The sequence below is a fragment of the Nonomuraea sp. NPDC049129 genome, assembly GCF_040648495.1.
Taxonomy (GTDB): Bacteria; Actinomycetota; Actinomycetes; order Streptosporangiales; family Streptosporangiaceae; genus Nonomuraea.
Map to the genome: position 1 here is coordinate 66,862 of NZ_JBEZDU010000019.1, position 18,850 is coordinate 85,711.

Annotated in this window: 20 protein-coding genes; 11 read left to right on the forward strand and 9 right to left on the reverse strand. The window is 68.5% G+C overall.

Annotated elements, in window-relative coordinates:
* Positions 1-3: 3 nt before the first annotated feature.
* Positions 4-816: an NAD(P)H-binding protein gene (locus tag AB0B64_RS42730; protein WP_358185429.1), complete on the reverse strand. Its 813-nt coding sequence runs from the start codon at positions 814-816 to the stop codon at positions 4-6.
* A 74-nt stretch (positions 817-890) separates the two neighbouring features.
* Between AB0B64_RS42730 and AB0B64_RS42735 the strand changes: the two genes are divergently transcribed.
* Genes AB0B64_RS42735 through AB0B64_RS42745 form a run of 3 tightly spaced genes read left to right on the forward strand, consistent with a single transcriptional unit; the run spans position 891 to position 2,590 of the window.
* On the forward strand, positions 891-1,808 hold the full coding sequence (locus tag AB0B64_RS42735; RefSeq protein ID WP_357959119.1) for an AraC family transcriptional regulator: 918 nt from the start codon (positions 891-893) through the stop codon (positions 1,806-1,808).
* Between the two features lie 32 nt (positions 1,809-1,840).
* Complete coding sequence (locus AB0B64_RS42740; protein ID WP_357959116.1) at positions 1,841-2,347, forward strand: HAD domain-containing protein; 507 nt, start codon at positions 1,841-1,843, stop codon at positions 2,345-2,347.
* A gap of 60 nt (positions 2,348-2,407) precedes the next feature.
* Complete coding sequence (locus tag AB0B64_RS42745; protein ID WP_357959113.1) at positions 2,408-2,590, forward strand: PspC domain-containing protein; 183 nt, start codon at positions 2,408-2,410, stop codon at positions 2,588-2,590.
* A 179-nt stretch (positions 2,591-2,769) separates the two neighbouring features.
* On the opposite strand, the gene AB0B64_RS42750 is transcribed toward AB0B64_RS42745, so the two are convergent.
* From AB0B64_RS42750 to AB0B64_RS42765, 4 genes are read right to left on the reverse strand one after another with little or no spacing between them, the layout of a single operon-like run.
* On the reverse strand, positions 2,770-3,024 hold the full coding sequence (locus tag AB0B64_RS42750) for a hypothetical protein (RefSeq protein ID WP_358185433.1): 255 nt from the start codon (positions 3,022-3,024) through the stop codon (positions 2,770-2,772).
* Positions 3,025-3,080: 56 nt separating this feature from the next.
* Positions 3,081-3,782 carry a M15 family metallopeptidase gene (locus tag AB0B64_RS42755; RefSeq protein WP_357959107.1) on the reverse strand — a complete coding sequence of 234 codons (702 nt, stop codon included), beginning with the start codon at positions 3,780-3,782 and terminating at the stop codon, positions 3,081-3,083.
* A complete protein-coding gene (locus tag AB0B64_RS42760) occupies positions 3,779-4,801 on the reverse strand; it encodes a D-alanine--D-alanine ligase (RefSeq protein ID WP_357959105.1) in 1,023 nt (340 codons plus the stop codon). Before AB0B64_RS42760 ends, AB0B64_RS42755 begins: the two co-directional genes overlap by 4 nt.
* Positions 4,801-5,166 (reverse strand): hypothetical protein, encoded by a 366-nt coding sequence (locus tag AB0B64_RS42765; protein WP_357959102.1) that lies wholly within the window; start codon positions 5,164-5,166, stop codon positions 4,801-4,803. Before AB0B64_RS42765 ends, AB0B64_RS42760 begins: the two co-directional genes overlap by 1 nt.
* Positions 5,167-6,001: 835 nt before the next feature.
* Between AB0B64_RS42765 and lipB the strand changes: the two genes are divergently transcribed.
* A complete protein-coding gene (lipB, locus tag AB0B64_RS42770; protein ID WP_358185436.1) occupies positions 6,002-6,637 on the forward strand; it encodes a lipoyl(octanoyl) transferase LipB in 636 nt (211 codons plus the stop codon).
* Between the two features lie 5 nt (positions 6,638-6,642).
* On the opposite strand, the gene AB0B64_RS42775 is transcribed toward lipB, so the two are convergent.
* Both AB0B64_RS42775 and AB0B64_RS42780 read right to left on the reverse strand, forming a co-directional pair.
* Positions 6,643-8,172, reverse strand: coding sequence for an amino acid permease (locus AB0B64_RS42775; protein WP_358185439.1), 1,530 nt, complete (start codon positions 8,170-8,172; stop codon positions 6,643-6,645).
* Between the two features lie 120 nt (positions 8,173-8,292).
* The gene (locus AB0B64_RS42780) at positions 8,293-8,640 is read right to left on the reverse strand and encodes a DUF2809 domain-containing protein (RefSeq protein ID WP_358185442.1); all 348 of its coding nucleotides are present in this window, start codon (positions 8,638-8,640) and stop codon (positions 8,293-8,295) included.
* A gap of 28 nt (positions 8,641-8,668) precedes the next feature.
* On the opposite strand from AB0B64_RS42780, the gene AB0B64_RS42785 reads away from it, so the two are divergent.
* From AB0B64_RS42785 to AB0B64_RS42810, 6 genes are all read left to right on the forward strand, one after another.
* Entirely contained in the window at positions 8,669-10,297 is a 1,629-nt protein-coding gene (locus AB0B64_RS42785) for an ABC-F family ATP-binding cassette domain-containing protein (RefSeq protein ID WP_358185445.1), read from the forward strand.
* A gap of 118 nt (positions 10,298-10,415) precedes the next feature.
* Positions 10,416-12,230, forward strand: a complete 1,815-nt coding sequence (locus tag AB0B64_RS42790; RefSeq protein WP_358185448.1) for an ABC transporter substrate-binding protein — start codon at positions 10,416-10,418, stop codon at positions 12,228-12,230.
* The gene (locus AB0B64_RS42795) at positions 12,227-13,279 is read left to right on the forward strand and encodes an ABC transporter permease (RefSeq protein ID WP_358185452.1); all 1,053 of its coding nucleotides are present in this window, start codon (positions 12,227-12,229) and stop codon (positions 13,277-13,279) included. Before AB0B64_RS42790 ends, AB0B64_RS42795 begins: the two co-directional genes overlap by 4 nt.
* Positions 13,276-14,160 (forward strand): ABC transporter permease, encoded by an 885-nt coding sequence (locus tag AB0B64_RS42800; protein WP_358185456.1) that lies wholly within the window; start codon positions 13,276-13,278, stop codon positions 14,158-14,160. The genes AB0B64_RS42795 and AB0B64_RS42800 overlap by 4 nt, the downstream gene beginning before the upstream one ends.
* Positions 14,157-15,131, forward strand: coding sequence for an ABC transporter ATP-binding protein (locus AB0B64_RS42805; RefSeq protein WP_358185459.1), 975 nt, complete (start codon positions 14,157-14,159; stop codon positions 15,129-15,131). Before AB0B64_RS42800 ends, AB0B64_RS42805 begins: the two co-directional genes overlap by 4 nt.
* Positions 15,128-16,132 carry an ABC transporter ATP-binding protein gene (locus tag AB0B64_RS42810; protein ID WP_358185461.1) on the forward strand — a complete coding sequence of 335 codons (1,005 nt, stop codon included), beginning with the start codon at positions 15,128-15,130 and terminating at the stop codon, positions 16,130-16,132. Before AB0B64_RS42805 ends, AB0B64_RS42810 begins: the two co-directional genes overlap by 4 nt.
* On the opposite strand, the gene AB0B64_RS42815 is transcribed toward AB0B64_RS42810, so the two are convergent.
* A complete protein-coding gene (locus AB0B64_RS42815; protein ID WP_358185464.1) occupies positions 16,122-16,946 on the reverse strand; it encodes an NAD(P)H-binding protein in 825 nt (274 codons plus the stop codon). The genes AB0B64_RS42810 and AB0B64_RS42815 overlap by 11 nt on opposite strands.
* Before the next feature lie 67 nt (positions 16,947-17,013).
* Positions 17,014-18,189 (reverse strand): FAD-dependent monooxygenase, encoded by a 1,176-nt coding sequence (locus tag AB0B64_RS42820; RefSeq protein WP_358185467.1) that lies wholly within the window; start codon positions 18,187-18,189, stop codon positions 17,014-17,016.
* Positions 18,190-18,262: 73 nt separating this feature from the next.
* On the opposite strand from AB0B64_RS42820, the gene AB0B64_RS42825 reads away from it, so the two are divergent.
* Positions 18,263-18,844, forward strand: coding sequence for a helix-turn-helix domain-containing protein (locus AB0B64_RS42825; RefSeq protein ID WP_358185469.1), 582 nt, complete (start codon positions 18,263-18,265; stop codon positions 18,842-18,844).
* Positions 18,845-18,850: the final 6 nt, after the last annotated feature.

Sequence of the window (18,850 nt, forward strand, 5' to 3'; positions counted from 1 at the left end):
GCGTCAACGCACGGTCCAGATCGCCTTGTTCGCGGTGGCGTAGTCGGTGAAGTCCCGGGCGGGCCGGCCGAGCGCCTGGTGGACGCCGTCGGCGAGGTGCGCGTTGCGGCCGTCCAGGACCTCGGCGAACAGCCCGTTCAGCCCCTCGATCTCGTTCTCGGGCACGCCCTGCTCGCGGGCCCCGGCCGCGAACTCCTCGGCCGTCACCGGCACGTAGACGATGTCCCGGCCCGTCGCCTTGGACAGCTCGGCGGCCACGTCCGTGAACGTGAGCAGCCTCGGCCCGGTCAGCTCGTACAGCTTGCCGCCGTGGCCCTCCTGGGTCAGCGCCGCCACCACGACGTCCGCGATGTCGTCCACGTCCACGAACGGCTCGGGCACGTCCGCGATCGGCAGCGCGATGACCCCTTCGAGCACGGGATCCAGCAGGTAGCCCTCGCTGAAGTTCTGCATGAACCAGCTGCACCGCACGATCGTCCAGTCGGCCCCGGACGACTGGACGACCTGCTCGGCCGCCTCGGCCATCGGCTCGCCCCGGCCGGAGAGCAGGACCAGCCGGCCGACGCCGCCGGCCACGGCGAGCGAGGTGAAGGCCTGGATGTCTGCCAGGGCGCCGGGGAAGGCGAGGTCGGGATAGTAGGTCACGTACACGGAGTCGGCGCCGTCCAACGCGGGCGCCCACGTGGATCGGTCTGTCCAGTCGAAGGACGGTCGCGCGGAGCGGGAGCCGATCCGCCACGGGTGGTCGAGAACGGTGAGCCTGTTCGCCACGCGGCGGCCGGTCTTGCCCGTGCCGCCCAGCACCAAAGTTGTCATGGCTCAAGTAAGCCGCCGAAGTCTGAGACTCTCCATGGTTGAGAAGCGCAATCCCATATGCGATCGTCTAACCCATGGACCAGCTAGCCGCCCTGCTCGACGGTCCGCGGGCGAGGGGCGCCTTCATGCTCCGCTGCCTGCTGGATCCGCCCTGGTCGCTGCGCATCCAGGACGAGGCCCCGCTCACGGTGGTCGTGATGGTGCGTGGCGAGGCGTGGGTGGTGCCCGATGAGGGGGATGTCGTCCGGCTGTGTCCTGGAGAGGTGGCGATCATCCGCGGGCCCAAGCCGTACACGGTGGCCGACAACCCGGCCACGCCGCCGCAGATCGTCATCCACCCCGGCCAGCACTGCACCACGGTCGACGGGGAGTCGCTCGCCCAGGCCATGGACCTGGGCGTACGCACCTGGGGCAACGCCGCGGACGGCGAAACCGTGATGATCACCGGCGCCTACCTCATGGAGGGGGAGGTGAGCAGGCGGCTGCTGGAGGCGCTGCCCACGCTGCTGGTCCAGCGGGGCGACCCGCTGGTCCCGCTGCTGGGCGCCGAGATCGTCAAGGACCAGCCGGGGCAGGAGGCGGTCCTCGACCGGCTGCTCGACCTGCTGCTCATCTCCGTGCTGCGGTCGTGGTTCGCCACCCACGAGGCGCCGGCCTGGTATCGGGCGCAGAGCGATCCGGTGGTGGGCCGGGCCATGCGGATGCTGCACAACAACCCGGCACACCCGTGGACGGTCGCCGCGCTGGCCGCGCAGGTGGGCGTCTCGCGGGCCTCGCTGGCCAGGCGCTTCACCGAGCTGGTCGGCGAGCCGCCCATGGCGTTCCTGACCGGCTGGCGGCTGGCTCTTGCCGCCGACCTGCTGCGCGAGCCCGACGCGACGGTCGGCTCGGTGGCCAGGCAGGTCGGCTACGGCAGCCCGTTCGCGCTCAGCGCGGCCTTCAAGCGAGTACGCGGCGTCAGCCCGCAGGAGCATCGGGGGGCGGTTCGGTGAGACCGCAGCCCGCAGGGGCACCGGGCGGTCCGGTGAGACCGCTGCTGCTGATCGACGTCGACGGGGTGCTCAACCCGTTCAGCCGGCCCACGCCCGACTTCCGCCGCTACCAGTGCACGGTCGGCGACCAGGTCTACACCGTGCAGCTCAACGCCAGGCACGGCACCAGGCTGCTGGAGCTGGCCCTGGTCACCGGGGCCGAGCTGGTCTGGGCGACGACCTGGGAGCAGCACGCCAACGAGTGGATCGGTCCCCGGCTCGGCCTGCCCGAGCTGCCCGTCATTCCCATGGGACCGGACCAGGGGGGTTTGTACGGGGAAATGTTTAAAACCCCGCACGTAGCCGCTTATGTCGGCCGCAGACCGTTCGTATGGTTCGACGACCAGGTATGGCTGGAGGACGAGGAATACCTCAGGGGCACTCAGGGTCTCGATGATTTCCTGCTCATTCATGTTGATCCGAGACAGGGCCTGACCAGCCAACACCTCGCCCAGGCACACGAGTGGCTGACCCTCTCAGGGTTTTCTCAGGGTGCCTAGTGGGATATCTCCAGCCTGGACATCCGTTTTCCAGATAGGTGCAACCACACGGAGGAAACGATGTACCGCTCACGAGAGCATAGAATCCTGGCCGGCGTCTGCGGCGGTCTCGCCGACAAGATGGGCCTGCCCCCCACCCTCGTCCGGATCCTCTGGCTGCTGCTGTCGCTCATCCCCGGACCGCTCTGGGTGGTCTACGTGGCCATGTGGATCCTCGTCCCCGAGGAGCCGCAGCGCTACTAAGGGCTGTTTCTTAGATCAGGTACGGAGCCAGATGACCAGGGCGGCCAGGGTGACGGTGCCGAGGAAGACGTAGGCGCGTTTGTCATAACGCGCGTCGTACGGTGATCGTTCCATCGCCCGCCTCGTTGGCCGGCTTGGGGCCAGCAGCGGGTGGAGCCGCTCCCACTCGGCGTTTTAAGTCACCACGTCCCACGCTGGTAGGCCGCCTGGTCGGCCACGACGGCGCGGTAGGCGTCGCGTCCGCCGTAACGGGCGATCTGGCGAGGGTTCGCCGAAGAAGCCCGGTTCAGCCGCCGGGCCGGCGCCGGACTTCCGGCCGCCGGCCCTCGCGAGATCACCTCCCGCTCGGCCGCCGAAAGGTGTGCCTTGGCGCGTCGCTGTGGCCGATGGCGGATGCCTCCGGTCTGCGCCAAGAAGCTCCGGACATGGTGCATGGGCACGCCCCATCGAATTGAACGACTCCCCCGCACGCCATCGCTGCCAGTGGACGTCACCCCGGCTCCTGGTCGCCCAGTTCGTCGCTTGTGGGCGTGCAAGGCCTCAACCCGCGCCAGCCGATCTCGCCGTAGAAGGCTTCCGGCTCCTTGTAATGCGCCGCCCAGATCTGGTTGCCGAAGTCGAAATGCCACCACTCGTCGGCATCGCAGCGGAAGCCGGCACCGATCATGGCGTCCCGCAGTCTCCGCCGGTTGTCCCTGACCAGGGAGTTCCCAGGGCGGTCTTCAAAGTAGAGCGCCGCCGACTCGGGACCGAAGTGATCGAAGGCCGTCCCCATGTCGAGCTCTTGTCCAGCCCAGTCCAGCAGTGTCAGATCCACCGCCCCGCCGGTGGCATGGGGAGGGACGCGTCGCGGATCTCCTGGTTCGGTGACGAAGACCTCCGCCTGCTTGCGCAGTTCGGCCTCGTCCATCTCCGGGTGCGTGACTCGAAGGTTCGCGAGGTAGCGCAGGTAGATGTTGCTCTGCACGGACCGCGGCCGACAGCCGTCCCAGATCCTGAAGGTGAGCGGAGCCAGGCTGCGCTGGATGCTGACCAGCATGCGGGCGACCGCATGACGTACGTACATCGCGCTGGTCGGTGACAGGCCCCGCCGAAAATAGGAGGGGGACAGATCGAAGGGGTAGGAACGGAGATCCACCAAGGGATCTCCGTTCTCCCTGATGGCGACGTGCTCGAACTCGACGGCCGTCATCCGTCTGCCGCCGATCGGCAGATGCGCTCGCAGAGCTCGGGAAACGAGACCCCCGACGCCTGCGCGGCCTGAGGGAAGAGGCTGGTCGCGGTCAGGCCGGGCAATGTGTTCACCTCCAGGCACCACAGGTGTCCCGCCTCGTCCTGCCGGAAATCCACGCGGCTGTAGGAGCCCGCCTTGAGGATCTCGTGCGCCCGGCCCGCGAGATTTTGCAGTTCGGCCGTCAATTCCGGGGAAATGCCGGCAGGGAAGATCTCCAGCGCGACACCCGGCTGGTATTTGGCCTCGTAGTCGAAGATCTCCTTGACGCCCAGCTTGATCTCTCCCACAGCCAGCGGCCGTCCGTCGAGGACGCCGACGACGAATTCCCGTCCGGGCACGAAGCGCTCGACGAGCACACCGGCGTCGTGCATTCGGGCGGTCCTGACGGCGTCGTGCAAATCCTGCGGCCTCTTCACCAGGGTCAGGCCGACGGTGGACCCCTGCGCGTTCGGTTTGACGATTACCGGGCTGCTGGGGGTGATCTCGAACGGGATGCCGCCGGGATCGTCATCCGGCTCCAGGAGCACCCAGTCAGGAGTGGGTATGGCCTCCGCACGGAAGAGCCGCTTGCTCAGGTCCTTGTCCATGGCAATGGCGCTGGCGAGGTGGCCGCTGCCGGTGTAGCGCAGCCCCGCCGAGTCCAGGATCGCCTGGATGACACCGTTCTCCCCCGCTCCTCCGTGCAGGGCGAGGAAGACGAGGTCCGCGCCCAGCAGTTCTTCCACCAGCCGGGGCGCCATGCCCACGACGGGCCGCAGGGCCAGGTCAGGCGGCGCGTGTCCCACCGTCGCCGCCAGCACGCGCTCCTCCTCGGCGGAGCTGAGCCGGCCCTTGACGGTGTCGAAGACCTCCACGCTGTGGCCGCGCCCGCGTAGGGCCGGGATGACCTCCGCGGCGGAGGCGATCGAAACGTCACGCTCGGCGCTGGCGCCACCGAGGAGCAGCGCCACGCGCAGCGGCTTGGAGGGCAGGCCCATCAGATCATCTGCCTTTCGAAGGCTTTTACGATTCGGTGGATGTCGTACAACGGCGTCGCGTCCTCCATGAGGAGGACCTCTGTCTGGACAGGTGTCGCGGTGGACCTGCAGGCCGCCATGTAGGCATGGATCGGCTCGAGGAGGTCGCCGGGAACGAGTTCGGGATTGCCCACCACCGCGGTCTTTCCGGCGTTGCGGAGATGGAGCGCGGAAAAGATGTCGTCGTCGCTGGGCGTCAGGCCTGGATCCACGATGGCGAGGTGAACCCCATCGGCCAGCGCGCCTTTCCGCTGAATCACCTGCGCCGCCGTGACGACCTCGACAACGCGGAAGGGCGTTTCTCGTAACGAGGCGATTCCGCTCACCAGAAGGACAGGAACGGAAAACGTCATGCTGCGGCCCGGCGCATGCCCATCAGATCATCTGGCGTCACATCGGTGGTCCACCGCATTGTCAAGGTCTTCATCTCCCCCTGGTCGTACGGCGCGGCCGAATGCCGGGCCCGAGCGTGTGCAGCGATCTTCGAGACCTGAACCTGTATGGCCGGTTCGAACTCGACATGAGCCATCACCTCGGCGTCGGTCTGCCCGGCCCGGGCGGAAGGCCGCGGCGACTCGCTCGCTTGAGCGCACGCTCACGTCGGGACTATTGGGGCCAGCCGTCTACGTCACCGTCGGGCTGCGCCGTTCGACCGGTACATGCATCGTCCATGCGAGCGACCTCTCGACGACCAGCGCCGGGGCATCGATCTCCATCGTCTCGACAAAGTCCATCTGGTCTCCATCAGGCGTGGACCGCGGATACTCCCAGATCAGCGTGCGGCCGTCTGTGAAGTAGTTGGTGCGGAACCGCTTGCGCTGCGGCGGATCAGTGGACTCTCAAAGGACCGCACCGGGTGCGTAGAGGGCGATGTCGTGGCTCGATGTCATGGTTCTGGGGCTCCTCATTCGGGTCGCGCCTCGTGATCAACGAGGAATCAGTCTGGCCGCGAATTAGTTCGACGCGCGCCGAAGTGTCGCCGCACCGCCACGAGTGATGCGTCCGACGCAACGCATCACGGTGTACAAGCGACACCGCCGCTGGTCGGCCGACGGCACATCACCTCCGCCGCCTCCCGCACTGGGCCGGCAAAGGGGGAACGCCTCCGGGGCAAACCGGGGCGATCCGGTGCTGGCCGCGCTGCGTCCTATCCTGGAACGCATGAAGGCAAGGCCGCTGACACTCGTCCAGGATGAGCTCGTCGATTACGACAAGGCGATGGAGCGCATGACCGACCTCGTCAGTGAGCGCCAACGAGACGAGCGGCCGGACACGCTCTGGCTGCTGAGCCACCCGTCGGTCTACACGGTCGGGCGCCGCACGCCGGTGACCCACCTGCCGGACCCGTCGCGCGGCATCCCCGTGGTCGAGACCGGCCGCGGGGGCCAGCTCACCTACCACGGTCCCGGCCAGCTCGTCGGCTACCTCATCGTCAAGCTGGGCGAGGAGGAGGGCATCGTCGACTACGTACGGGAAGTGGAGCTCCGGCTGGTCGAGGCCCTGGGCGCGCTGGGGCTGCCCGCGGAGCGCCGCGACACCCCGCCCGGCTCCGAGCTGCTGACCGGCGTCTGGACATCCGAGACGGGGCGCAAGGTCGCGTCCATCGGGATGCGGCAGAGCCGTGGCGTCACCAGCCACGGCTTCGCGCTCAACGTCGACGGCGACCTGGAGCCGTGGCACTGGGCCGTCGCCTGCGGCATGCCCGACGTGGACATGACCTCGCTCAAGAGAGAGCTGGAGGCCACGTCCATGGACACCGTCCGCGCGGCCGTGGCCACGGCCTTTGAAGCGTCGTAAGCGTCTTAAGGCATGGGCAATTCGTCGATGGTCCGGCGGGGCCCGGTGAACCAGTGTTTGGCCGACAGCTTCCACCACAGGGCGATGCCGAGCAGCACGACCCCGACCAGGACCGGCGCGTAGTTCACGTCCGTCCAGGTGAAGTTCTCGTTGCCGGGGATCGCTGAGGGCTTGATCGGCATGATGAAGTAGATCGAGATGATCACGATCTCAACGCAGGCGATCCAGCACATGGCCCGATATTTCCGCCCAAGGGTCCACGGGCCGGGCCGGAAGTTGTCGCCCATGCGCAGCCGCAGCCAGATCGGGATGAGGAACGCCAGGTAGAGCCCGATGACCGCGATCGACACGACGGCGAGAAAGGCCACCGGAGTGGTCGAGCCGGCCGGCGCCCAGAGCGCGGGCAGGGTAATCAGCGCGGCCACCACGCAGCCCGCGAGGATCGCGTTGACCGGCGTCCGGTTGCGGTCGACCTTCGACCACAGCCGCCAGCCCGGCACGGCGCCGTCGCGCGAGAACGCGTAGGTCATCCGCGACATCGAGGTCACGCAGCTCATCCCGCAGAAGAACTGACCGATCGTGGAGATCGCGAAGATCGCGGTGGCCAGCGGCGAGGAGAGGGCGGTCTCGAAGATGGCGCCCACGAAGCCGCCCTGCTTGTTGATCTCGTCCACGTTCGTCGCGGCGAACAGGAACGCCAGCAGCAGGATCCAGCCGCCGATCGCCGAGTAGAAGATCGACTGCCAGAGTCCGCGGGCGGCCGCCGTGGAGGCGCCCTGCGTCTCCTCCGACACGTGCGCGCAGGCGTCGAAGCCGGTGATCGTGTACTGCGTGAGCAGGAAGCCCAGCGGCAGCACGTAGAACCAGAACGGTATGCCGCCGTCGCCGTCACCGAAGCCGGAGTTGTTGATGGTGTCGGTGAAGACGAAGCCGACCGTCTGGTGGTGGCTCGGCGCGAAGATCAGAATCGCCACCACGATCGCGGCACCCGCCACGTGCCACCAGACCGAGATGTTCTGCAGCAGTGAGATGAGCCGGTGGCTGTAGATGTTGATCAGCGCGTGCAGCACCAGAATGATCACGAACAGCAGGAACGCGTTCCCGAGCGAGGCGTCCCAGCCGCCGCCGGTGAGCCGGTTGATGGTGATGTTCAGGAATGTCGCGCAGCCGTAGTCGACCGACGCGGTGACCGCGATGAGACCGATCAGGTTGAGCCAGCCGGTGAACCAGCCGTGGATCGGCTTGCCCATCGTGGCGGCCCACCAGTAGATGCCGCCCGCCGTCGGGTACGCGGAGACCAGCTCCGACATGCAGAGACCGATGATCAGGATGAAGACGGAGATCAGCGGCCAGCCCCAGGAGATGGCGATGGGACCGCCGTTGTTCCAGGCCTGACCGAAGGTGGTGAAGCAGCCGGCGAGGATCGAGATGATGGAGAAGGAGATGGCGAAGTTGGAGAAACCGCTCCAGGTCCTTGACAGCTCCTGCTTGTAACCGAGCTCGGCGAGGCGCCTGGAATCCTCTTCTGTGGTCATTGAGGTCTCCTTGGGGGGATGCGCGGCGGAGGACTCTCTAGGATTTGGTCTATCTCTAGACCATTTCCATGTCACAGGCAAGGCGTTACAGCGGAGTTTCGAGCTGGTAAGGACCGTTCTTTACCTAAATGTGGACCTCGTCGCTAAATGCGCAGCACAAGCCACGACAGCGCCCACGGCGTACCAGAACAGGTCGGGCGGGTTGAACGTGCTGCCCAGCAGCGGCCGCAGCAGCGGCGGGATCTCCCAGAGCTGGGCGAACTCGATCGCCCAGCTCAGCGCGGCCGACCCCAGCGCGGCCCACACCGGCCGGATGCGCGGCAGGACGAGCACGACCAGCAGGTAGATCAGGACCGTGTAGAGCGCGTCGCCCGCGTACTTGGCGAACGGTCCGTCCCACAGCAGCCGCACCCCCAGCCCGGCCACGACGGTGACGACAGCGGCGGCGAGCACGGGCCAGCGAGACATTTGGCTCACGTTAGTAGCATCGGCCTACATGAGCGCGACGATGGTGGTCAAGGACCTTGCGGCGGGGCACGGCGAGCGGATCCTGTTCTCGAACCTGGATCTGGTGGTGGCCCCCGGCGACGTCATCGGGCTGGTCGGGGCCAACGGCGCCGGGAAGTCCACGCTGCTGCGCCTGCTGGCCGGGATCGATCGGCCCGAGCAGGGCTCCATACGCCTCAGCCCGGCCACGGCCACGGTCGGCCACCTGCCGCAGGAGCCGGAGCGCCGCCCCGGTGAGACGGTCGGGCAATTCCTGGCCAGGCGCACCGGCGTCGAGCAGGCGCAGCGGGAGCTCGACGACGCCACCCAGGGTCTGGTCGAGGCGCGGCCGGGCGCCGACGACGCCTACAGCGTCGCGCTGGAGCGCTGGCTCGCGCTCGGCGGCGCCGACCTGGAGGATCGTGCGGCGGAGATCGGGCTGCCGGTGAGCATGGAACAGCCCATGACCTCGTTGTCGGGTGGCCAGGCGGCCCGCGCGGGGCTGGCCTCGCTGCTGCTCAGCCGCTACGACCTGTTCCTGCTCGACGAGCCGACCAACGACCTCGACCTCGACGGGCTCGACCGGCTGGAGGGCTTCGTCCAGGGCCTGCGGGCCGGCACGGTGGTGGTCAGCCACGACCGGGAGTTCCTGGCCAGGACCGTCACCAAGGTGCTGGAGCTGGACCTGGCCCAGCAGCAGATCCACCTATACGGCGGCGGCTACCAGGCCTACCTGGACGAGCGCGAGGTGGCCAGGAGGCACGCCCGCGAGCGCTTCGAGGAGTACGCCGACACCCGCGCCCAGCTGGAGTCCCGTGCCAGGACGCAGCGGGCCTGGATGGAGAAGGGCGTCAGGAACGCCCGGCGCAAGGCGACCGACAACGACAAGATCGGCCGCAACACGCGCATCGAGACGACCGAGAAGCAGGCCGCCAAGGCCCGCCAGTCGGAGAAGCTCATCGAACGCCTCGAGGTGGTCGAGGAGCCGCGCAAGGAGTGGGAGCTGCGGATGGAGATCGCCGCCGCGCCGCGTTCCGGCGCGGTGGTGGCCACGCTGCGCGGCGCGGTGGTCAGGCGGGGCGCGTTCACACTCGGCCCGGTCGACCTGGAGATCGGCTGGGCCGAGCGGGTGGCGATCACCGGGTCCAACGGCTCGGGCAAGACGACGCTGCTGGCCGCGCTGCTCGGCCGCACCCCGCTCGACGAGGGGCACGCCACGCTCGGGCCCGGCGTGGTGGTCGGCGAGGTGGATCAGGTCAGAGGGCTGTTCGAGGGCGGGGAGCCGCTGCTCGACGCGTTCGGCGCGCAGACGCCGGAGCTGCCGCCCGCCGAGGCGCGGACGCTGCTGGCGAAGTTCGGGCTGCGGGCCGCGCACGTGCTGCGGCCCGCCGACACGCTGTCGCCCGGCGAGCGCACCCGCGCGGCTCTGGCGTTGCTGCAGGCTAGAGGCGTTAATCTACTCGTGCTGGACGAGCCGACGAACCATCTCGATCTCCCGGCGATCGAGCAGTTGGAGTCGGCCCTGTCGAGCTACCCAGGCACGCTGCTGCTCGTCACCCACGACCGGCGGATGCTCGACGCCGTACACGTCGATCGTCGCCTGAGGGTGAGCGACGGGACCGTTCTTGAGTCGGTCTGAAAATTTACACCGCTCAAGGAAACGAAGGTGAAACAATTTTCCGGCACTCGTTGACACGCAGTGTTCGTATGGTGTGCCTTTCTCTACACAGGACACCCCCGCCTGAAGGTGAGGCACAATGAGGAAATGGTTCGCACGCCTGGCTCTGCTGGGCGTAGCGGTATTAGTCGCAGGTCAGGGCCAGGCGGCCCAAGCCGCGGAACCGGCAGCGGGGAAGAAGATCGTCCGCATCGGCGCCACGCAGGCGATGGACTCGATGAACCCGTTCCTGGCGGTCAGGCTGGTCTCGTCGGCGGTCCAGCGCGAGATGTACAGCTTCCTGACCACGCCCGACCCCAAGACGCTGAAGCCCAGCCCGGATCTGGCCGAGTCGTGGACGACCTCGCCCGACGGGCTCACGTGGACGTTCAAGATCCGCAGCACCAAGTGGTCTGACGGTCAGCCGGTCACCGCCGAGGACGCGGCCTGGACCTTCAACAAGGTCATGACGGACGACGCGGCCAAGACCGCCAACGGCCCGGCCGTCGAGAACTTCGAGAGCGTCACCGCCAACGGCCAGGACCTGGTCATCAAGACCAAGGCGCCGCAGGCGTCCATGCTGGAGAACCCGATCCCGATCATGCCCAAGCATGTCTGGGAGAAGGTCACCGACATGGCCAAGTACGAGGCCGACGTCTACCCGGCCGTGGGCAGCGGGCCGTACATCGCGGTCGAGCACAAGAAGGACCAGTTCGTCAAGCTCAAGGCCAACCCCGACTACTGGCGGGGCAGGCCCAAGGTCGACGAACTGCAGTTCATCTTCTACGACAACCCGCAGGCCGCCATCGCCGGTCTGAAGAAGGGTGACATCGACCTGATCGGCCGCATGACGCCGCCGGACTTCGAGTCGATCAAGGGCGACCCCAACATCGAGCAGTGGAACACCCAGGGCCGCCGCGCGGCGTACCTGGAGGTCAACCCCGGCGCCACCACCACGGACAACAAGCCCGTCGGCGACGGTCACCCCGCGCTGAAGGACCCGAAGGTGCGCACCGCGCTGCACTACGCGATCGACAAGCAGAAGCTGGCCGACGAGGTGCAGAGCGGTCTGGCCAAGCCCGCCGACGGTTCGATCATCCCGCCGCTGTACAAGGAGTTCTTCTGGGAGGCCACGGGCGACCAGAAGGTCACCTACGACGTCGCCAAGGCCAACAAGATCCTCGATGACGCCGGCTACAAGAAGGGCGCCGACGGCGTCCGTACGATGCCCGACGGCAAGAGGAAGCTGGAGTTCCGCTTCAGCATCCACACTGACACCCCGATCGAGGACAAGCTCGCCGAATACCTGACGGGCTTCTTCAAGGAGATCGGCGTCACGCTGACCACGGTGAAGCTCGACTCCAGCAAGTTCGCCGAGGAGACGGGCGTCACGGGGCTGTACGACATCGCGATCAGCGGCTGGTCGGTCAACCCCGACCCCGAGGAGGTCCTGGCCACGCACCTGTGCAGCCGCCGGCCCACCCCGTCGGGCGAGGGCGGCGGCACCGAGTCGTTCTACTGCGACCCGACCTTCGAGAAGCTCTACCAGGAGCAGCTCAAGGAGCTCGACCGGGCCAAGCGCGTCGAGATCATCAAGAAGATGCAGGAGCGCCTCTACACCGACGCTCCGGTGATCGCGATCTACTACCCGAACGACCTTGAGGGCTACCGCAAGGACCGCATCACCAGTATCACCCCGGTCCCCGAGGACAAGGGCCTGATCTACGGCGGCAGCAGCGGCTACCCGTTCTACGCCATGGACGTCAAGGCCACGGGCGGCACCAGTGCGGCCGGCAGCGACGGCGGCTCCAACACCGGCCTCATCGCCGGCGTGGTCGGCGGCGTGGTGGTCATCGGACTCGTGGCCTTCCTCTTGACCCGGCGTCGCAAGAGCGTCGCCGACGAGCGCGAATGACCACACCGCTCGAAGCAGCGGAGCCCGCCGTCCAGGCGGCGGGCTCCGGTGATGACCGCCCCGCCTACCGCGGCACGCTGAAGTACGCGCTGTCGAAGGTCGGCGGGGCGTTGTTCAGCATCGCGATGGTGATCGTCGGCACGTTCTTCGTGTTCCGGCTGCTGCCCGGCGACCCCGTGCGCAACCTGGCGCAGGGCCGCAACATGACCCCGACGCAGCTCGCTCTGGAACGGCACCGGCTCGGCCTGGACAAGTCGCTGATCGACCAGTTCTTCGACTTCGTCGGTAAGACGCTCCACCTCGACCTGGGCACCTCGTACGAGTACAACCGGCCGGTCCTCAGCCTCATCGGCGAGCGGTTCCCCGCGACGCTGCTGCTCGCGGGCGGGGGCCTGGTCATCGCGGTCGGCCTCGGGATCTGGCAGGGCCAGCGGGCCGGATGGCAGCGCGGCAGCCGCTTCGACCAGGTCTCCACGGGCGTCTCGCTGGTGTTGTGGTCCATGCCGACGTTCTGGCTGGGGCTGCTCCTGCTCATGGTGTTCGGCGTCGGGATCGGGCCGATTCCCGGCATCTTCCCGACCCGGGGCATCGAGAGCGTGGACGCGCCCGACGGCTTCGCCTACGTGCTCGACGTCGGCATGCACATGGTGCTGCCGTGCCTGACCCTGGTGGCCGTGGTCTACGCCCAATACCTGCTGGTCATGCGCTCGTCGCTGCTGGAGGAGGTCAGCCAGGACTACGTGAACGTGGCCCGCGCCAAGGGCCTGCGTGACGACCAGGTGCGCCGCCGCCACGCGGTGCCCAACGCGCTGCTGCCGACGGTGACGCTGGTCTTCATGCGCATCGGCTTCGTGGTCGGCGGCGCGGTCACCGTCGAGACGATCTACAGCTGGCCGGGGCTCGGGCAGCTGTTCTACGAGGCGGTCAGGGTGCCTGACTTCACGCTCATGCAGGGCACGTTCATGCTGATCACGGTGGCCGTGATCCTCATGAACACGCTGGCCGACGTGGTCTATCACATCATCGACCCGAGGGTGAGGTCGGCATGACCGCCGTGGCCACGTCTCGCAGGCGTCTGGCGCTCGGCCGCTTCTGGCGGAGTTTCCGTCAGGAGCGGGCCGGGATGGCCGGGCTGATGGTGCTCGGTGTCGCGGTTCTTCTGGCGCTGATCGCGCCCCTGTTCATCAGTGACAGCGTGACCAGCGTGGTGAGCGGCACGGGCGACGAGTTCGCGGCGCCCAGCCTCGCGGCGCCGTTCGGCACCGACGAGTCCGGCCGGTCCATCCTGCTGATGGTCTGGTGGGGCTCGCGTACGTCGCTGTTCATCGGCTTCCTCGCCGCCCTGCTGAGCATCGGGATCGGCCTGGTCGTCGGCATCGCCGCCGGGCACTTCCGCGGCTGGATCGGGGCCGTGCTCATGCGGGTCACCGACTGGTTCCTGGTGCTGCCGTCGCTGCTCACGGCGCTGGTGCTGGCGGCCATCCTGGGCGGCAGCACGGCCACGATCATCGTGGCCATCGGCATCACCACTTGGCCGTCCACCGCCCGGCTGATCAGGTCTCAGACGCTGTCCGTCGAGGCCAGGCCGTACATCGAGCGGTCCAAGGCGCTCGGCGGCGGGCACTGGCACATCACCACGCGGCACGTGCTGCCGAACGTGGCGCCGTTGCTGCTGGCCAGCACCACGCTGGAGGTCGCCAGCGCGATCGTCACCGAGTCCACGCTGGCCTTCCTCGGTGTCAGCTCGAACAAGACCTCCTGGGGCACGATGCTGCGCGCGTCCTACGACTTCAACGCTCCCGCCCACGGCGCGTGGTGGTACATCCTCATTCCCGGCCTCTGCATCCTGGCCGTCGTCATGGCGTTCACGCTGGTGGGACGCGCGCTGGAGGCCGTGCTCAACCCGCGACTCAGGAAGGCGGGCGCATGACTCTCCTCGAACTCGACGACCTCTCGGTGACCTACCGGATCGCCTCCGGCGAGGTGCCCGCAGTACGGGGAGTGTCGCTGAAACTGGAGTCGGGCGCGGCGCTCGGGGTAGCCGGTGAGTCGGGATCCGGCAAGTCGACACTGGCCATGGCGCTGCTGCGGCTGCTGCCGCGTGACGCCCGCGTCGGCGGCCGGATCCTGCTCGACGGCGAGGACATCCTCACCATGAAGTGGGGCCGGATGCGCGCGGTCCGCTGGGCCGAGGCGTCGATCGTCTTCCAGGGCGCCCAGCACGGTCTCAACCCGGTCCGCAAGATCGGCGACCAGATCGCCGAGCCGCTGCTGGTGCACAACCTGGCCAAACCCGACCAGGCCGGCAAGCGAGTGGCCGAACTGCTCGAACAGGTCGGCCTGCCCGCCTGGCGGGCCCGCAGCTACCCGCACGAGCTGTCCGGCGGCCAGCGGCAGCGCGTGATGATCGCGATGGCCCTGGCCTGCTCGCCCCGGCTGATCATCGCCGACGAGCCGACGACCGCGCTCGACGTGATGGTCCAGGCCCAGGTCCTGACGCTGATCAAGGAGCTGATCGCCGAGCGGAACATCTCGCTGATCATGATCTCGCACGACCTGTCGGTGCTCGCCGACGTCTGCGGGCAGCTCGCGGTCATGTACGCGGGCCGCGTCGTGGAGCACGGCCCGTCGCGCGAGGTGTTCCACGAGGCCAAGCACCCCTACACGCGGGCACTGGCGGCGGCGTTCCCCACGGTCGGCGACCCGGTGTCGCGGCTGGCGCCCAAGGGCCTCGGCGGCGATCCGCCGGACCCGATGGACCTGCCCACCGGCTGCGCCTTCCATCCGCGCTGCCCGGTGGCGCTGGAGGAGTGCGCGACCCTCGATGTCGAGCTCTGGCCCGCGGGCGACAGCCGTACCGCTGCCTGCGTGCACGTACGGGCGAAGGAGGAGGCCTCATGACCGAGACGGAGACGTCCTCGGAGACCGTCGCCACGGGGCACAAGACCCTGCTGGAGGCCCGTGACCTGCACGTGGAGTTCCCGTCGCGCGGGCGGCGGGCCCGCGCGGTCGACGGGGTGAACCTGGCGATCGGCGCCGGCGAGATCGTGGCCCTCGTCGGTGAGTCCGGCTGTGGCAAGACCACGCTGGCGCGCACGCTGATGGGCCTGGAACGCCCCACTTCGGGGTCGGTCGTCTATGACGGTAAGGAGCTGGACTACCACTCCAAGGCGCTCAAGGCGTACCGGAAGGCCGTGCAGCTGGTCCTGCAGGACCCGATGGGCTCGCTGAACCCGCGGCACACCGTCTACGAGGCGGTCGCCGAAGGACCGCGCATCCACGGCCTGTCCGGCGAGCGGGAGATCGTGGCCGAGGCGCTGTCCAGGGCCGGGCTGCGGCCTCCTGAGCGGTTCTTCCTGCGCTACCCGCACGAGCTGTCGGGCGGTCAGCGTCAGCGCGTGGTCATCGCCGGCGCGCTGGCCCTCAACCCGAAGGTGCTGGTCGCCGACGAGCCGGTGGCCTCCCTGGACGCCTCGGTGCGGGGTGAGATCCTCGCGCTGCTGCTCCGGCTCCGCGCGGACCTGGGCCTGTCGGCCTTGGTCGTCACCCATGACCTCGGGCTGGCCTGGAACATCGCCGACCGGGTGGCGGTCATGTACCTCGGCCGGATCGTCGAGGCGGGGCCGGTCGAGCAGGTGCTGACCGCGCCGCGCCATCCGTACACGCAGGCCCTGATGTCGGTGCTGCCGGAGTCGCCCGAGCGGATCGTGCTGACCGGCGAGCCGCCGGACCCGACGCGGATCCCGGGTGGCTGCCGCTTCCACGCCCGCTGCCAGGTGCTCGCCTCCGGCAAGGCGGCCGAGGCGGGGGTGGACGCCAAGTGCAGGTCGCAGCGGCTCGACATCCTGCCCGCCACGCCGGCCGCGCGGGCGGCCTGCCATTACGCGGAGCTCAGCGCTTGAATGCCGTGGCGTGCTCGGCGGCCCACTGGGCGAAGGAACGCGGTGCCCGGCCGGTGACCTGCTCGACGGTCGGGACCACCGTGTAGCCGATCTCGGGGGTATTGCCGAGCGCGCCGATGAGGAACTCGATCGTCTCCGCGCCCATGCCGTCGGCGCGCCACTTCGCGCGGGCCTCGGCCTCGGAGAGTTCGACGAACCGGATCTCCTGGCCGACGGCTTCGCTGAGGATGCGCACCTTCTCCGTGGTGGTGATGGCCTGCGGCCCGGTCAGCGGGTACGTCTTCCCTGCGTGACCATCGCTCGTCAGCACGGTGGCCGCCACCGCGGCGATGTCACGCTCATGCACCATGGCGCTGAGCCGACTGCCGAACGGCTCCCTGATGGCGCCCTCGGCCTTGATCGTCTGGGCCCACCACTGCAGCGTGTTGGACATGAACTCGACCGGCGTCAGCAGCGTCCACTCCAGCTCACTGGCGGCCAGGGCCTGCTCCAGCGGGCCGTCGGCGCGCCCGCCCAGGACGGTGACCTTGCGCACGCCCGACTTGACGGCCAGCTCCACGATCTGCTCGCCGGTCTTCAGCGGCGCGTAGTCGTCGCCGGCGAAGTTGATGAGGTGAACGGCCTTTACCCCCTCGAAGGCGGTCGTGAGGCTTCCCGGCTCGGCCAGGTCCCCGGCGACGACCTCCACGCCCTCGGGCAGGTCGGCCTTGGCCGGGTCGCGGGTCAGGGCACGCACCTGGTGGCCGTTCCGGGCGAGCTCGTCGACGATGAGGCGGCCGACGGTTCCGGTGGCACCGGTGACGAGGATCGTCATGACAGGCTCCTTCTGGCATTTATGCGGAACGGAACGTTCGATTCCCAATCTACCAGAACGGAACGCTTTATTCCATATAGTTCTTCAGCGTGATGGCCGTCGCGGCCCGGGCCATGGGCCCGGCGATGCGGTCGATCATCCGGTCACGGCCGGGCAGATGGGGGAGCAGCCTGATCATCCTGGTCTGGAACCAGATGACCGCGCGTGAGGGCAGCACCATGCCCTTGACGTTGGCCGGGCCCAGCTTCTGGTTGGCGTCCACGAAGGCGCGCATCTCCCGCTCGTAGCCGTCCACGCCGCCGCCGGAGGCCAGCTCACCGGCCAGCACGTACGCCCCCACCAGGGCGAGGCTGGTGCCCTGGCCCGACGCCGGCGAGGCGCAGTAGGCGGCGTCGCCGACCAGCACGACCCGGCCCTTGGACCAGCGGTCCATGTGGATCTGGCTGACGGAGTCGAAGTAGAAGTCCGTCGACTCGCGCACGGCCTCCAGCAGCGCGGGCACCTCCCACTCGACCCCGGCCATGGCCTGGGTCAGCAGCTCCTTCTGCTGGTCCGGGTCGCGGCGGTCGTAGGTGAGCGGCTGCGACGACCACATGAACAGCGCCTTGGCGTTGCCGTCCTGCTTGGTGCTGTAGACGTTCGCGGTCCGGCCGGGGGCGGCGTGGACCGCCTCCTCGCGGTCGAGGCCCAGACGGTTGGGGACCGTACAGATCGAGATGTAGTAGCCGAGATCGCGCACGAACGCCGACTCCGCGCCGAAGACCAGCCCGCGCGTGTTGGAGTGCATCCCGTCGGCTCCGACGACCAGGTCGAACCGCCGCGGCGCCGACCGCTCGAACGTCACCGTCCCGTCCTCGGCGATGCCGGTGATCGAGTCGTCGAAGATGTACTCCACGTCGTCGCGGGTCAGGTCGTAGAGAAGCTCGTTGAGGTCGCCGCGCATGATCTCGGCGTCGGCGCCCTCGCGCCCGCCGAACAGGTCGGCGTCCATCTCCGCGATCCGCCGGCCCTTGCCGTCATAGTGCGTCGCGATCCGCATGTCGGTGCTCCTGGCGCGGACCGCGTCGAGCAGGCCCATGCGCTCGACCACGTCGAGCGCCACGCCGCGGATGTCGACCTTGTAGCCGCCCTCGCGGATCGAGGGCGCCCGCTCCACCACGGTGGGGGTGAAGCCGTGCCGCCGCAGCCAGTAAGCCGTCGCGGTGCCGGCGATGCTCGCGCCGGAGATCAGGATGTTCGTCATGCCCTGAAAGGTACAGTCGTCTCAGACGCTTGTCTAGTACGGATTTCTGAGACGTCCGTGTTAGACTTTGGGCATGGGAAATCGTGAAGACCTGCTGGCCGGGGCCAAGCGCTGCCTGATCGAGAAGGGCTACTCGCGCACGACGGCGCGCGACATCGCCACGGCCTCCGGAGTGAGCCTGGCGGGCATCGGCTATCACTTCAGGTCGAAGGACGCGCTGATGAACGAGGTGCTGTTCGAGGTGATGCGGGAGTGGGGCGACGATCTGGCGGCGACGCTGGCCGCCGACGTCAAGCACGCCGACGTCAAGGCCAACACGGAGCCGCTCGAACGCTTCGAGGCGGCATGGGACCGGGTGATCGAGTCATTCGACCGGCTGCGGCCGCTCTGGGTCACCCAGTTCGAGCTGCTGGGCCAGATCGACCACCTGCCCGATATTCGGGAGCAGCTCGTGGCCGGCATCCAGGAGGGGCGTCAGGGGCTCGCGGAGTTGTTCGAGGGCATCGACCCGGCGGCGGAGCCGGAGCGGGCGCGGCTGGTCGGCACGTTCTATCAGGCCATGCTGACGGGATTCCTGTCGCAGTGGCTGATCGATCCCGACAGCGCGCTGTCGGGCCGCGAGGTGGTCGCGGCCCTGCGCATGGTCCAGAGGTAGCTTCTC